At 64.7% G+C, this 13,183-nt stretch carries 13 protein-coding genes; 6 read left to right on the top strand and 7 right to left on the bottom strand.

From position 1 onward, the window contains the following. Positions 1 to 82: 82 nt before the first annotated feature. The 3 genes from grxD to AQ611_RS03235 all read left to right on the top strand — a co-directional run bounded on the left by grxD (position 83) and on the right by AQ611_RS03235 (position 2,033). Entirely contained in the window at positions 83 to 394 is a 312-nt protein-coding gene (gene grxD / locus AQ611_RS03245; RefSeq protein ID WP_059520640.1) for a Grx4 family monothiol glutaredoxin, read from the top strand. 32 nt (positions 395 to 426) lie between these two features. Further along, the gene (locus AQ611_RS03240) at positions 427 to 1,026 is read left to right on the top strand and encodes a UbiX family flavin prenyltransferase (protein WP_059520639.1); all 600 of its coding nucleotides are present in this window, start codon (positions 427 to 429) and stop codon (positions 1,024 to 1,026) included. Positions 1,027 to 1,241: 215 nt separating this feature from the next. Beyond that, the gene (locus AQ611_RS03235; RefSeq protein WP_059520638.1) at positions 1,242 to 2,033 is read left to right on the top strand and encodes a dioxygenase family protein; all 792 of its coding nucleotides are present in this window, start codon (positions 1,242 to 1,244) and stop codon (positions 2,031 to 2,033) included. 121 nt (positions 2,034 to 2,154) lie between these two features. Here the strand turns inward: AQ611_RS03235 and AQ611_RS03230 are convergent, their stop codons facing one another. Then, positions 2,155 to 3,753, bottom strand: coding sequence for an APC family permease (locus AQ611_RS03230; RefSeq protein WP_059520637.1), 1,599 nt, complete (start codon positions 3,751 to 3,753; stop codon positions 2,155 to 2,157). A gap of 439 nt (positions 3,754 to 4,192) precedes the next feature. On the opposite strand from AQ611_RS03230, the gene AQ611_RS03225 reads away from it, so the two are divergent. Continuing rightward, on the top strand, positions 4,193 to 4,396 hold the full coding sequence (locus AQ611_RS03225; protein WP_004196837.1) for a cold-shock protein: 204 nt from the start codon (positions 4,193 to 4,195) through the stop codon (positions 4,394 to 4,396). 131 nt (positions 4,397 to 4,527) lie between these two features. Here the strand turns inward: AQ611_RS03225 and AQ611_RS03220 are convergent, their stop codons facing one another. The 3 genes from AQ611_RS03220 to AQ611_RS03210 form a co-directional block, all read right to left on the bottom strand. Further along, positions 4,528 to 5,787: an Hsp70 family protein gene (locus AQ611_RS03220; protein WP_069233698.1), complete on the bottom strand. Its 1,260-nt coding sequence runs from the start codon at positions 5,785 to 5,787 to the stop codon at positions 4,528 to 4,530. 417 nt (positions 5,788 to 6,204) lie between these two features. Next, entirely contained in the window at positions 6,205 to 6,810 is a 606-nt protein-coding gene (locus AQ611_RS03215) for a nitroreductase family protein (protein ID WP_059520635.1), read from the bottom strand. Between the two features lie 391 nt (positions 6,811 to 7,201). Then, a complete protein-coding gene (locus AQ611_RS03210) occupies positions 7,202 to 8,500 on the bottom strand; it encodes an MFS transporter (RefSeq protein ID WP_069233697.1) in 1,299 nt (432 codons plus the stop codon). 162 nt (positions 8,501 to 8,662) lie between these two features. Here AQ611_RS03210 and AQ611_RS03205 point away from each other — a divergent pair, with 162 nt between their 5' ends. Both AQ611_RS03205 and AQ611_RS03200 read left to right on the top strand, forming a co-directional pair. Beyond that, positions 8,663 to 9,289, top strand: a complete 627-nt coding sequence (locus AQ611_RS03205; protein ID WP_059520633.1) for a TetR/AcrR family transcriptional regulator — start codon at positions 8,663 to 8,665, stop codon at positions 9,287 to 9,289. A 68-nt stretch (positions 9,290 to 9,357) separates the two neighbouring features. Then, on the top strand, positions 9,358 to 9,966 hold the full coding sequence (locus tag AQ611_RS03200) for a DUF1415 domain-containing protein (RefSeq protein ID WP_069233696.1): 609 nt from the start codon (positions 9,358 to 9,360) through the stop codon (positions 9,964 to 9,966). A 54-nt stretch (positions 9,967 to 10,020) separates the two neighbouring features. Here the strand turns inward: AQ611_RS03200 and AQ611_RS03195 are convergent, their stop codons facing one another. The 3 genes from AQ611_RS03195 to AQ611_RS03185 all read right to left on the bottom strand — a co-directional run bounded on the left by AQ611_RS03195 (position 10,021) and on the right by AQ611_RS03185 (position 13,183). After that, positions 10,021 to 10,872, bottom strand: a complete 852-nt coding sequence (locus tag AQ611_RS03195; protein ID WP_059520631.1) for a class I SAM-dependent methyltransferase — start codon at positions 10,870 to 10,872, stop codon at positions 10,021 to 10,023. 123 nt (positions 10,873 to 10,995) lie between these two features. Next, the gene (locus AQ611_RS03190; protein ID WP_069235106.1) at positions 10,996 to 12,159 is read right to left on the bottom strand and encodes a methyltransferase; all 1,164 of its coding nucleotides are present in this window, start codon (positions 12,157 to 12,159) and stop codon (positions 10,996 to 10,998) included. 376 nt (positions 12,160 to 12,535) lie between these two features. Then, the gene (locus AQ611_RS03185; protein WP_069235105.1) at positions 12,536 to 13,183 is read right to left on the bottom strand and encodes an ankyrin repeat domain-containing protein; all 648 of its coding nucleotides are present in this window, start codon (positions 13,181 to 13,183) and stop codon (positions 12,536 to 12,538) included.

Genomic DNA, 13,183 nt, shown 5'->3' with positions numbered 1-13,183 from the left:
TGGCCACCTCGGTCCGCGCCGGCCGTCCCCCATGAAATCCAGTATCATTTCTCCTTCACGCCCAGCTACAGCAAGGTCAGCCATGGATACCCAACAACGCATCAAGCAAATCGTCGACGAAAACCCGGTCGTGCTCTTCATGAAAGGCACCGCGCAATTTCCGATGTGCGGCTTTTCGGGCCGCGCCGTGCAGGTGCTGAAGGCGTGCGGCGTCGATCAGTTCAAGACCGTCAACGTGCTCGAGGACGAAGAGATCCGTCAGGGCATCAAGGAATTCTCGAACTGGCCGACGATTCCCCAGCTCTACGTGAAAGGCGAATTCGTCGGCGGCTCGGACATCATGATGGAGATGTACCAGTCGGGCGAATTGCAGCAGCTCTTCGCCGCCGCGTAAGCGCGCCGGCCCTTTCTCTGCGTCTCCTGTCGATGGAATCCCGCCCGGCGGCACCGCCGCGGCGCCTGATCGTCGCGATCACCGGCGCCTCCGGTGCGATCTACGGCGTGCGCGCGCTCGACAAGCTGCGTGCGTCGGGCGGCGTCGAGACGCATCTGTTGATCTCGCACGCCGGCTGGCTCAATCTCCAGCACGAATTGCAGCTCACGAAGGACGATATGCAGGCGCGCGCCGATGTCGTCCATTCGGTGCGCGACGTCGGCGCGAGCATCGCGTCGGGCTCGTTTGCGACCGACGGCATGATCGTCGCGCCATGCTCGATGAAAACGCTCGCGAGCATCGCGCACGGCCTGTCCGACAACCTCATCGCCCGCGCCGCCGACGTGACGCTCAAAGAGCGCCGCCGGCTCGTGCTGCTCGTGCGCGAAACGCCGTTCAATCTCGCGCACCTGCGCAACATGACGGCCGTCACCGAGATGGGCGGCGTCATTTTCCCGCCGCTGCCCGCGTTTTACGCCATGCCCAAGACGATCGACGAGATGGTCGATCACACGGTTTCGCGCGTGCTCGACATGTTCGCGCTCGGCACGCCGCACACCACGCCGTGGCCAGGGCTGCGCGAATTGAACTGATGCGGCGCGCCGCCGCGATCGCCGTTTCGTTGCGGCCTTGATCGCCAATCGCGCTGCGCCCCCTATTTCCGGCCTGCCGACCATGACCGCTTGCCGCTTGCCGCATCAATTAAATACCGACGCGACACAATAAAATCCATTTTTCTAATTTATCAATCCGATGCGCATGCTTATAGTCTGAACTCTATCGATATCAAGCGCGAAGCCCGATCACCATGAACCGTCTACCGTCGCTTTATCTGTCGCATGGCGCGCCAACGCTGCCGATCGATCCGGCGCTGCCGTCCGGCGCGTTTGCCGAACTGGGTGCGGCTCTGCCGCGCCCCCGCGCGGTGCTGATGCTGTCCGCGCACTGGCTGACGCAGCAACCGGTCGTCAGCACTGCGCAGCGCCCCGACACGATCCACGATTTCCATGGCTTTCCGCGCGCGCTGTACGAAATCCGCTATCCCGCGCCCGGTGCGCCGGATATTGCGGCCCGCGCGGCCGCGCTGCTCGCCGAGGCGGGAATCGAAACGGCGGCGCTGCCGCACGGGCTCGATCACGGCGCATGGGTGCCGATGCTGCTGATGTTTCCGCACGCCGACGTCCCGGTCGCGCAGCTTTCGATCCAGCCGCGCGCCGACGCCGCGCACCACTTCCGCGTCGGCCGGGCGCTGCGGCCGCTGCGCGATGAAGGCGTGATGGTGATCGGTTCGGGGCAGATCACGCACAACCTGCGCGCGGCCGACTTCTCGGCGGCGCCCGGCGAAGCCGACCCGCGCGTTGCCGAATTCACCGATTGGTTCGACGCAAAGCTCGCCGCGCGCGACATCGACGCGCTCGTCGACTACCGCCGCCAGGCGCCGCACGCGCTGCTGATGCATCCGACCGACGAGCACCTGCTGCCGGTGTTCTCGGCGCTCGGCGCGGCCGACGACGATTACCGGCTGCGCATTCAGCCGCTCGGCACCTACCAGCGCGTGCTCGCGATGACGAATTACGTGTTCGATCCGGCAACGGCCTGATACGCGCGGGCGAGCCGCGCGAGCGCTACCAAACGGCACTGCAAAAAACAAAGCCCGCCCGGTACGACCCGGGCGGGCTTTGTTCATATTGCGCGGGCCGCCGGCGGCGGGCCCGCGCCGATTACGCGCCGATCCCTTCGAGAATCTCGTCGTGCGACTCACGCTCGTCGAGATACGGGGTGCGATAACCGGCATGCACGCCCCAGAAATAAAATCCGAGCGACACCACCGCCACCACCACCATATCCCAGCCATACGGCAGCACATCGCGGCCGCCGAACTCCTTGCTGCCGATCAGCGACAGCACGGCCATCGCGGGCAGATACGCGACAAGCCACCACGCCGCTTTCAGATCGGTGCCCCAGCCGCTCCAGCCGGCCTTGCCCTGATAGTAGAAGTACACCGGCAGCGCCACGACCATCAGCAGAATGATCTGCCCCGTCAGCGGCCACTTCGCCCAGTACAGGATCAGCGACGCGCACACGAACGCGAACGGCGCGATCAGGTTCATGCCGGGAATCGACAGCGGCCGTTCGAGGTCGGTTGCCGCGCGGCGCAGCGCCATCAGGCAGATCGGGCCCGTCAGGTACGAAATCACGGTCGCCACCGAGATCACCGCCGCGAGCGAACTCCAACCGCGGAAGAAGAACAGGAAGATGAACGACACGAGCAGGTTGAACCACATCGCGTTGCGCGGCACGCCGTACAGCGGATGCACGCTGCCGAACATCTTCGGCATCGTGTTGTTGCGCTCCATCGCGTAGATCATCCGCGTCGTCGTTGCCATATAGGTCGTGCCGGTGCCGCTCGGGCTCACGAACGCGTCGATGTACAGCAGGATCGCCAGCCAGTTCAGGTTCAGCGCGAGCGCGAGTTCCGCGAACGGCGACGCGAAGTTGAAGTGCTTCCAGCCCTTGGCTACTTCGAGCGGATCGACCGCGCCGATATACGCGACCTGCAGCAACACGTAAATCACGAGCGCGATCAGGATCGACGAAACCACCGCGAACGGCACGCTGCGCGACGGATTGCGCGCTTCGCCCGCCAGGTTGACGGGGCTCTGGAAACCATTGAACGCGAACACGATGCCGCTCGTCGCCACCGCGGTCAGCACGGCCGACCAGCCATACGGCGCGAAGCTTTCGCTCGTGGTCATGCCCAGATTTTCGCCGTGGAAGCTCGTGAGCAGCAGGCCAAGAATCGTGAGACCGGGAATCAGGAACTTGAAGATCGTGATCGCCGAATTCGCACGCGCGAAGAGCTTCACGCCCCAGTAGTTGAGCATGAAGTAGACGACCACGAGCACGGCCGACAACAACAATCCGGGTGTCGTCAGCTCGCCGTTGACAAACAGGCTGTGCGCCCATTCGTATGGCCAGGTGCTCATATATTGGATCGATGCCTCCGCCTCGATCGGAATCACCGAGACGATCGCAATCCAGTTCGCCCATGCGCTGATGAAACCGACGAGCGAGCCGTGCGAATAACGCGCATAGCGCACCATGCCGCCCGATTCAGGGAACATCGCGCCGAGTTCCGCGTAGGTGAGTGCAATAGCCAGAATCACGACCGCGCCGATGATCCACGCGCAGATCGCCGCAGGTCCGGCGATCTTTGCCGCCTTCCAGGCGCCGAACAGCCACCCTGATCCGATGATCGAACCCAATCCGGTCAGCATCAAAGCGAACGGACCAATGTTCCGTTGAATAGAACTCTTCACAACCTCTCCTGTGTCTCACAAAAGCAGAGTCGGCACCACCGACGATCGGGCCGGATAACGCCGCACATGCATTCTTGAAAACGGGTCAGCCGATCAGGCGCAACCCGTCCGCGCGCGGCGCGTAGTTTAACGGTTGCACTGGAGATTGGCCGCAAAAATCGATCACCCCCTATAAAAAAACAATGACACTCGCAAGCTTTGTAAGTTGGTTTAGGGCTACTTCTCAGCAATAACCCTGAGTTGTCATCGATTCCGATTGACCTCGGCATCGAATAGTCGTATAAACGATGCGCAGGATTTCAAGCGGCGAGTGAATAGGTTCTTTCGTAGTTCGCCCATCAACGGTACTCCGGCTGGTCCCATTACCCCTTCCTTGATTTTCATGCGCTCCCCGGGCTTCGGCCCTGTCTCACATTTTTATTTAGGTTAGGAATACGTTATGGCAACCGGTACCGTCAAATGGTTTAACGACGCGAAGGGTTTTGGTTTCATCACGCCGGAAGGCGGCGGCGAGGATCTGTTCGCCCACTTCTCGGAAATCCGCGTCGACGGCTTCAAGACGCTGCAGGAAAACCAGAAGGTCGAGTTCGAAGTGAAGACCGGCCCGAAGGGCCTGCAAGCCGCGAACATCAAGCCGCTGTAAGCCGGCGCGAGAGCTTCGCTGCATACGAAACCCCGCCTTGCGCGGGGTTTTTGATTTTTGGCGCGCGGTTTGCCAGCAGCCGGCGGCAATGCCGCGGCGCCCCGATTTACGGCGCGCCTGCGCGCCACTACTCAGCCGAATACGCGCTGTGCATGAATCCCGAGCCCCGTTGCAACGCTCGCCAGACGATCGCCATGCACCGGCTGCGCATCCGGGAATGCCGCCGCGAGCGCGCCCGACAGAAACGCCAGCCCCGTGGAGCCGCCAGTGAAATACAGCGCGCCGACCTCGCGCGGCGCCACGCCCGCAAGCCGCACCGTCTCGCGCGCCGCATCGACGATGCGCGCGGTTTCGTCGCGGCTCGCATCGACGAGCTGCTCGGCATCGAATGCGATCTGCAGGTCTTCGTCGACATCGTTCAAATCGATGGTCGTCTCGCCACCCGCCGACACGCCGATCTTCGCCTCCTCCGCGCGCGCGGCAAGCGCATGGCCGAGCCGGTGCTCGACGACGCGCAACAGCCGCTCGAAGTGACGCACGTCTGTATACAGATGCTTCATCAGCTTGAGTTCGCCCACGCGCTTCGGCGTATAGACCGTATTGATCAGGTGCCAGGTCGCCAGATCGAAGTAAATGCGGTTCGGCAGCTCGCGGCCTTCCGGATCGAGCGCGCGGTAGCCGAACTCGGGCAGGATCACCGACAGTTCGACGCGTCGGTCGTAATCGGTGCCCGCGACATGCACGCCGTGGTGCGCGAGCACGTCGTCCTTGCGCTCGAGCCGGCGCATGCGCTGCGGGCCGACGCGCACCAGCGAGAAATCCGACGTGCCGCCGCCGATATCCGCGACGAGCACGAGCCGCTCGGACTGCTGCCGCGATTCGTAGTCGAACGCGGCGGCAATCGGCTCGTATTGAAACTCGACGTCCGCGAACCCCACCGCCCGCGCGGCCGATTCGAGCTGCTGCTGCGCGAGGCGGTCGGCACGCGGATCGCCGTCGACGAAGAACACCGGGCGGCCGAGCACGGCGCGGCCGATCTCGCTACCCGCGCAGGCTTGCGCCTTTTGCTTCAGATGCAACAGAAACAGCGCGATCACGTCCGTATAGGCGATCGCGGAGCCGTCGCCGAGATCGGTCGTGGTTTGGGCGAGCGGCGAGCCGAGGATGCTCTTCATTGAGCGCATCAAGCGGCCTTCGAAGCCGTCGATGTAAGACGCGAGCGCCGCGCGGCCGTAGTCGCGGACGCCTTCGTCGGTATTGAAGAAGATCGCGGTAGGCAGCGTCAATTGCTCGCCTTCGACGGGCACAAGCTGCATGCCGCCCGCGGTGCCGGCGCGCGGCAACGCGACGGCGGAATTGGACGTGCCAAAATCGATCGCGCAATAAGTCATCGGGCGGGCCGCCGACAGGCGGGGCAAAAAAGGGAGGACCGGCTTTTTATCACGAAACGGTCCTGCGTCACAATCGGGTGCCGGCTGGCGCGGAATTGGGCGGAAAACGGTTTTGGAACAGTTGGCCGGAACGCGCGACGGTGAATTAAAAGGTGCCGATCGAGGCGGGACAGTGCGGCAGTCGGCGCGTCACAACCCCGATAGCCGGCGAATCGACGCCCCGAGCCATCAGTGACAAAGAACCGGCGCGATCCACCTGTTCGGTGGACAATCACGCACCGGCGTGAACTGCGCCCGCCTCACCGACACTGCGGCTGACGAGCCCACCGGCCAAGCCGGGCGCCGTCTGGCCGCCCGGCCCACGCACAGCGGGCACGGCCCTCGTCACGGCGCACGCAGCCCGCCCGCCGCGCCCCGTCACGCCGCCGTCGAAAACGGTTTCTGCCACGCGTCGGCGTAGACGATCTCTCCGATCGCATGACGCGTGCGCGGCGCACGCTCGCGCTCACGCAGCACCGGGTCGAGCTTGTCGGCATCGCCGTAGTGGCCAAGCGAGATGATCGCGAGAATCTCGATATCGGCCGGAATCTCGAATGCGTCGCGAAATGCCTTCGTGTCGAAACCGCTCATCTGATGCGCGGCGAGGCCGAGCGCATGCGCCTGAAGCACGAGCGACAACGCCGCCGCGCCCGCATCGTAGGCAGCCGTGGGGTTGGGCTCGCCCTTCGTATTCAGCTTGCGGGCGGTTACCGCGATCAGCACGGGCACCGGCGCGGTCCAGCCCTGATTGAACGGCACCAGCGTCGCGAACGCGCGCTTGAACGCGGCTTCGTCCCGGCTGCGCTCGAACACGACGAAGCGCCACGGCTGCGCGTTGTAGCCCGACGGCGCCCAGCGCGCCGCCTCGAGCACCGCATGCAGATGCTCGGCGCTGACGGGCTCGTTTGAATACGCGCGCGGGCTCCAGCGGCCTGCGATCAATTCGTGGATCGAAACGGAAGTGGGAGCGGGTTTATCTGACATGCGTTTCCTCTCCAATAGAACAGGGCTCGATCGCCCGAAAAAGAAACGCCAGCATAACCGCTTGTCGTGTAACTTGCCGCATATTGCACGCGAAAGCAAATCGCCCGGCGCGCAAAGGAGCGAAGCGGGCGTCGGAGCCCGCGCCAGCCTTCGGCTTTGCGCCCCGTGCTCCCCCTCTTTGCCGTGTGCAGCCTGGCGCTCAGCCGCACAAAACCTTCGATGGCTCACATCCGGCGCCTTTAGTGCGGGACGCGTGCCTCCTCGCGAGCCGACCCAGGCTCTGCCGCTTGCCCATCACGGCGCTCGCGCATTGCGCGCCCGTCAGGATCGCTGCCGCGGCTCGATCGGCGCAGCCGCCCTCGGGTCCGCCAAGCGCCCGCGCCCGATCCCGTCAAGCCGCGCTCGCCGACACTTCCACCCCGCGGCGGCGCGCCGATCCGCGGCCGATCCGCAGCACGATCAACGCGCCGGCGAGGCAAAGCCCGCCCGAGATCATCGACGCAACCGTGTACGTGCCGAGGCTCGCGCGCAGCATGCCCGCGCCCAACGCGGCAAATGCGGCGCCGAGCTGATGGCCGGCCACGATCCAGCCGAACACGACGGGCGCGGCATCCTTGCCGTATGCGTCGGTCGTCAGGCGCACGGTGGGCGGCACCGTCGCGATCCAGTCGAGCCCGTAAAACATCGCGAAGAGCGGCAATCCAAAGAAATCGATGCCGAACGCGTGCGGCAGATAAATCAGCGACAAACCGCGCAGCCCGTAGTAGCAGAACAACAGCAGGCGGCTGTCATAGCGATCGGACAGCCAGCCGGACAGCGTCGTGCCGATCAGATCGAACACGCCCATCGTCGCGAGCAGCGACGCGCCCTGCACTTCGGTCATCCCGTAATCGCTGCACATCGCGATCAAATGCGTGCCGACATAGCCGTTCGTGCTCGCGCCGCAGATGAAGAAGCTGAAAAACAGCAGCCAGAAATCGCGCGTCTTCGCAGCCGATACGAGCGTGCCCAGCGCAACCGCAAGCGGGTTTTGCATGGCCGCGGCGCCGGTGCGGCCTGCGTCGGGCGGCTCGCCATAAGGACGCAGCCCGACGTCGGCCGGCCGCTCCGGCAGCAGCAGCGCGACCAGCGGCACCACGATCGCGATTGCCGCCGCAACCGTCAGCACGACCGGCCGCCAGCCATGCCGCTGCGCAATTGACGCGAGCAGCGGCAGGAAAACGAGTTGCCCCGTTGCCGAACTCGCGGTCAGCACGCCCATCACCAGGCCGCGGCGCGCGACGAACCAACGGTTGACGAACGTCGCCGCCAACGTCAGCGCCGCAATGCCCGTCGCACCGCCAACCATCACACCCCAGACCAGCACCATCTGCCACGTCGCCGTCATCATCGACGACAGCGCAACGCCCACGCCCATCACGCCGAGCGCGCCGAGGATCGTCGGCCGCACGCCGAAGCGCTGCATCGCGGCCGCCGCGAACGGCCCAGTGAGCCCGTAAAGCGCGATATTCACCGAGATGGCCAGCGAGATCGTCGCGCGGCTCCAGCCGAGTTCCCGTTCGAGCGGCACCATCAGCACGCTCGGCGACGCGCGCGTGCCCGCCGCCGCGAGCAGAACCAGAAATACCACCGCCGCCGCGAGCCAGCCGTAATGGAAACGCCCGCGTATCCTGCCTGCCGCCCAATTCATGTCGAATCGCTCCTGGGGCCGACAGGCCGGCCTCGATGAGCCCGTCGGCAGTTGAGAGGAAAGATGCGCCGACTCTTGTTACCGACCGGTCACAAATTCGTTGCAATCCTAGTGACCGATCGGTAACATGTCAAGCGATCCATTTCGAAATCGGAATCACTGATGAGCACCATCGCCGCCAAGCCCTCAACAGCGCGCCGGCCCCGTCGCAGCGCTCAGGTTGCGGGAACTCTGGCGCAGCAGCATCTGCTGCGCGCAGCGCAAGAGCTGTTCTATCAGGAAGGGATTCGCGCAGTCGGCATCGAAGCAGTCGTCGAGCGTGCCGGCGTCAACAAGATGAGCCTGTACCGGCAGTTCGCGTCGAAGGACGAACTGGTGCTCGCCTATCTCGAGCAGATGGACGCGTGTTTTTTCGGACGCCTCGACGAAAGCATCGCCAAACATCCGGGCGATCCGAAAGCGCAACTCATTCAGTATTTCGACGATCTCGCACAGCGCGCGCTCGAGCCCGGCTATCGCGGCTGCCCGTTCGTCAACGTCGCCGTCGAATTTCCGGAACTCGATCATCCGGCGCGCGTCGCGGTCGCCGACAACAAGACCCGGCTGATGGCGCGACTCGTCGCACTCGCGCAAGCGGCGGGCGCGCGCGAACCCAAGGCGCTCGCCGACGCACTGGCGCTGCTAATCGAAGGAATCTACGCGGCGAGCCAGACCTATCAGCGGCAGGCAAACCCGATCGGCCACGCGCCGCGCATGGCGCGCCAGTTGATAGAGGCGGCCTGCGCATAGCAAACGGCACATGGCGCGCCCGCCGCGCCCCGCTACAATCGCGGCTTGACCGCCACGCCGCTTTGATCATGACCGACGCTGCCCGAACCGATGCCGACATTCTCGCGGCCACCCGCCATTGGCTGACGCGAGCGGTGATCGGACTCAATCTGTGCCCGTTCGCCAAAAGCGTTCATGTAAAACAGCAGATCCGTTATGCGATCAGCCGTGCGGCCTCGCTCGACGCGGCGCTCGCCGATCTCGAAAGCGAGCTGCGGCTGCTCGAGGCGGCCGACCCGGACGAAATCGATACGACGCTCGTGATCTTTCCGGATACGTTCGACGATTTCGTCGACTACAACGATGCGCTCGGGTTCGCCGATCGCCTGCTGCGGCAACTGCGGCTCGATGGAACGCTGCAGATTGCGAGCTTCCATCCGCGCTACCAATTCGAAGGCACCGAGCCGGACGACATCGAGAACTATACGAACCGCTCGCCGTATCCGATCCTGCATCTGCTGCGCGAGGCAAGCATCGAACGGGCCGTCGACGCGTTTGCGGACGCGGCTGTCATCTACGAGCGCAATCAGGCGACGTTACGCCGCCTTGGCCATGCCGGCTGGCGCGAGTGGATCGCGCAACGCGACGGCGGCGAAGACCAGCAAGACCACGCCCACGGCGGCAGCGAAACGACATAATCCGAAGCAACGCCGCACGTGCGCCGAACGGCGCTGAGTCCATCGCACAGCGGCTCACGCATTCGCTGGTTGAGCGTCGGGGGCGAAGAAACGTGAGCGCAATTCCGCGAGGCCGAACATATCGAGGATTTCGTTCAAGCGCTCACTTGGCTTGCGGCGCGGCAAATCCTTGTATTGCGCGATGATCAGCTCGTTTTTCATCGAGTGCTCCCAGCCGACAAGCTCCGTCACGCTGACCTGATAGCCGTGCGCCTCGAGTTGCAGGCAGCGCAGTACGTTGGTGATCTGGCTGCCGAACTCGCGCGTATGCAGCGGATGCCGCCACACTTCGGTCAACGCATTCGCGAGCGATTTGCCCTTGTTCTTGCGCAGCACGCCAGCCACCTCCGCCTGACAACACGGCACAAGCACGATATGCCGGGCGCGCTTGGCAAGCGCGAAGCGAAGCGCGTCGTCGGTGGCGGTATCGCACGCGTGCAGCGCGGTGACGACATCGATCGTTTGCGGCAATTGCGGCGACACGATCGAGTCGGCCACCGACAGATTCAAAAACGACATCCCACGAAAACCAAGCCGTGCGGCAAGCTCGATCGAACGCGCGACCAGCGGCTCGCGTGTCTCGATTCCATAGATATGCGAAGCATCGGCGGGCTTCGCCTTGAAGAACAGGTCATACAAAATAAAACCAAGATATGACTTTCCCGCGCCGTGATCGACGAGCGTCACGCCCCCCTTGTCGCGCTCGACCTCGGCAAGCAGCGGCTCGATGAACTGAAACAGGTGGTACACCTGCTTCAGCTTGCGGCGGCTGTCCTGATTCATCTTGCCGTCGCGCGTCAGGATGTGCAGTTCCTTCAGCAGTTCGATCGATTGATCCGGACGGATTTCGTAAGTCTTGGTCGACATCGGGAAACGAACCGGCCGCTGCCCGGACGAGGCGTCTCGAGCAGCGGCGCGGTATGAGTGCGTGGGTCAGGCGCACAGTTTACCGAAAACCGCGCGCGCCGCCCGGGCCGGCGCACGCGCGCCTCAATCGCGTGCGACGAGACGCCAAAGCGACGTCGTCTCGGCGGCGCGCGCGCGATGCAACGGATCGCTCGGGTCCGACGCCTTCGGATGCACGGGTTTCGCGTCGTCGCGCCCCGCGACGCTCAGCCCCGCCGCGTCGATCCAGCCAAGCAGCTCGTCGCGCGTGCGCAAACCCAAATGCTCGGCGAAATCCGACAGGATCAACCACCCCTCGCCGCCCGGAGCCAGATGCGCGGCGAGCCCAGCAAGAAAGCCCTTCAGCATCCGGCTGTCAGGGTCGTAGACGGCGTATTCGAGCGGCGAGCTTGGCCGCGCAGACACCCACGGCGGATTGCACACGATCAGCGCGGCCTGACGTTCGCGCGTACTCGAATGCGGCGCATCTGCCGCCGGAAACAAATCGGCTTTGACGATCTCGACCTGCGCCGCATAACCCAGGCGCGCGACATTCTCAGCCGCGCAGGCAAGCGCGCGCGGGTCCTGATCGGTCGCGACGACGCGCTGCACGCCGCGCGACGCGAGCACCGCCGCGATCACGCCGGTGCCCGTGCCGATATCGAACGCGAGCGCGTTCGACGGCAACGGCGCACGCGCGACGAGTTCGACATACTCGCCGCGCACCGGCGAAAACACGCCGTAGTGCGGATGAATCCGCGCGCCGCCGAGCGCGGCGATCGGCACGCCCTTCTTGCGCCACTCGTGCGAGCCGACGATACCCAGCAGTTCGCGCAACGACGCGACCGAGCGTGCGCCGTCCGGCGCACCATACGCGTCTTCGCACGCCGCCCGCAGATCCGGCGCACGCCGCAATGTCATCGAATAATCGGCCTCGAGCGGAATCAGCAGCATACCGAGTATGCGGGCGCGTTGCGCTTGCGCGAGCCGATGCAGGTTGAACGCATCGATGCCGGTTGCCGCCTGCTTGCGCGGCTTGCGATCAATCCGGCGCGCAAGCGCCTGCAGCAGTTGCCGCGCATTCTGGAAATCGCCCTGCCAGACGAGCGCCGTGCCTTCGCATGCAAGCCGATAAGCGGCATCGGCGCTCGTGCGGTCGTCGGCGACGATGGCGCGGCGCGGCGGCTGCACGCCCGCTTCGGAGCGCCAACGGTCGGCATGTTCGACGCCGTTCGCGTCGGTCCAATGAAATAGGGAAAAAGCAGTCACGGAGAATCGGCGATATTGAATCGATAAGGGGACGATAAACGGCGCGATGCGCCATGCGGACGACACAGTATCGCGCTTTACCGCTCGGCCGGAAAAAAGCGCACGTCACGCGGCAGGTATCGGAACCGGACGCCGGATTTTCCGTTGTCGAATGCGCGGTGCCACGCATTGCACGCCGTGCGTCAAAGTGCGAACGTCGTTCGCCGCCCCTTTCCTTCTGCAACCCGTTCCTGTCTCGCTATCGGCATCGGCCACGCCACACCGCACGCCGATTGCGCCGGCGCATCCCGATCACCGAGCACGCGCCGGCAAACCGTGCGCCTTGACGATATGACGACGCGTCATGAACTTCCAGCGCCCGTGCCGCAAGCCCGCTCTATGGATGCAACCGCAGCGTGATATCCGCATTCGGCGTGGCCCCCACTTTCTCGAGCGCCGTCACGGCGGCCATATTGCCTTGCAGGATCGCCGTCTGCAGCACCGTGTGGCCGAGCGCGTCGACGTGGTCCGGATCGGCGCCGCGTGCGACGAGCCGGGGCAGCCAATCGAGGCGGCCGAACATCACAGCGAATGACAACGCGGTCTGCCCCGCATGGTTCGTCTGATCGATCGGGCAGCGCGTATCGATCAACTGCGCGGCGATCGCCTCCCGGCCCCTGAAAAGCGCGCCCATCAGCGCGGTGTTGCCGTAACGATCGCCGGCGCAAGGATTCGCACCGGCGCGCAACAGATAATCGAGCGCGGCGGGCTGATCGCGGTAGGCGGCAAGAATCACCGCGGTATAACCGTCATGCGTCGTCGCATCGATCGGATAGCCCGCGTTGACGAGTGCCTGCAAAATATCGACGCGGCCAAGACGCGCGGCGGCGAACCATTGCTCGTCGTAGCGGCGCGCATCGGCCGCCGAATCGGGCGGGACCGATACGGCAGACGACGCAACCGGCTTGAACGATGCACATCCCGCGATGAAGACCGCCGCGAGCGCGGTGCACGCACAACCAAGAAGAGAACGTAATCGCTTCAT

The organism is Burkholderia singularis, from assembly GCF_001718875.1.
In the GTDB taxonomy this organism is placed as follows: Bacteria; Pseudomonadota; Gammaproteobacteria; order Burkholderiales; family Burkholderiaceae; genus Burkholderia; species Burkholderia singularis.
This window is presented reverse-complemented; position numbering and strand designations above follow the sequence as displayed.

What these genes read in the sequence shown, in the direction of transcription:
- grxD (WP_059520640.1), top strand. Translation starts at nt 83, where the DNA reads ATGGATACCCAACAACGCATCAAGCAAATCGTCGACGAAAACCCGGTC.
- AQ611_RS03240 (WP_059520639.1), top strand. Translation starts at nt 427, where the DNA reads ATGGAATCCCGCCCGGCGGCACCGCCGCGGCGCCTGATCGTCGCGATC.
- AQ611_RS03235 (WP_059520638.1), top strand. Translation starts at nt 1,242, where the DNA reads ATGAACCGTCTACCGTCGCTTTATCTGTCGCATGGCGCGCCAACGCTG.
- AQ611_RS03225 (WP_004196837.1), top strand. Translation starts at nt 4,193, where the DNA reads ATGGCAACCGGTACCGTCAAATGGTTTAACGACGCGAAGGGTTTTGGT.
- AQ611_RS03220 (WP_069233698.1), bottom strand. Translation starts at nt 5,787, where the DNA reads ATGACTTATTGCGCGATCGATTTTGGCACGTCCAATTCCGCCGTCGCG.
- AQ611_RS03215 (WP_059520635.1), bottom strand. Translation starts at nt 6,810, where the DNA reads ATGTCAGATAAACCCGCTCCCACTTCCGTTTCGATCCACGAATTGATC.
- AQ611_RS03210 (WP_069233697.1), bottom strand. Translation starts at nt 8,500, where the DNA reads ATGAATTGGGCGGCAGGCAGGATACGCGGGCGTTTCCATTACGGCTGG.
- AQ611_RS03205 (WP_059520633.1), top strand. Translation starts at nt 8,663, where the DNA reads ATGAGCACCATCGCCGCCAAGCCCTCAACAGCGCGCCGGCCCCGTCGC.
- AQ611_RS03200 (WP_069233696.1), top strand. Translation starts at nt 9,358, where the DNA reads ATGACCGACGCTGCCCGAACCGATGCCGACATTCTCGCGGCCACCCGC.
- AQ611_RS03195 (WP_059520631.1), bottom strand. Translation starts at nt 10,872, where the DNA reads ATGTCGACCAAGACTTACGAAATCCGTCCGGATCAATCGATCGAACTG.
- AQ611_RS03185 (WP_069235105.1), bottom strand. Translation starts at nt 13,183, where the DNA reads ATGAAGCGATTACGTTCTCTTCTTGGTTGTGCGTGCACCGCGCTCGCG.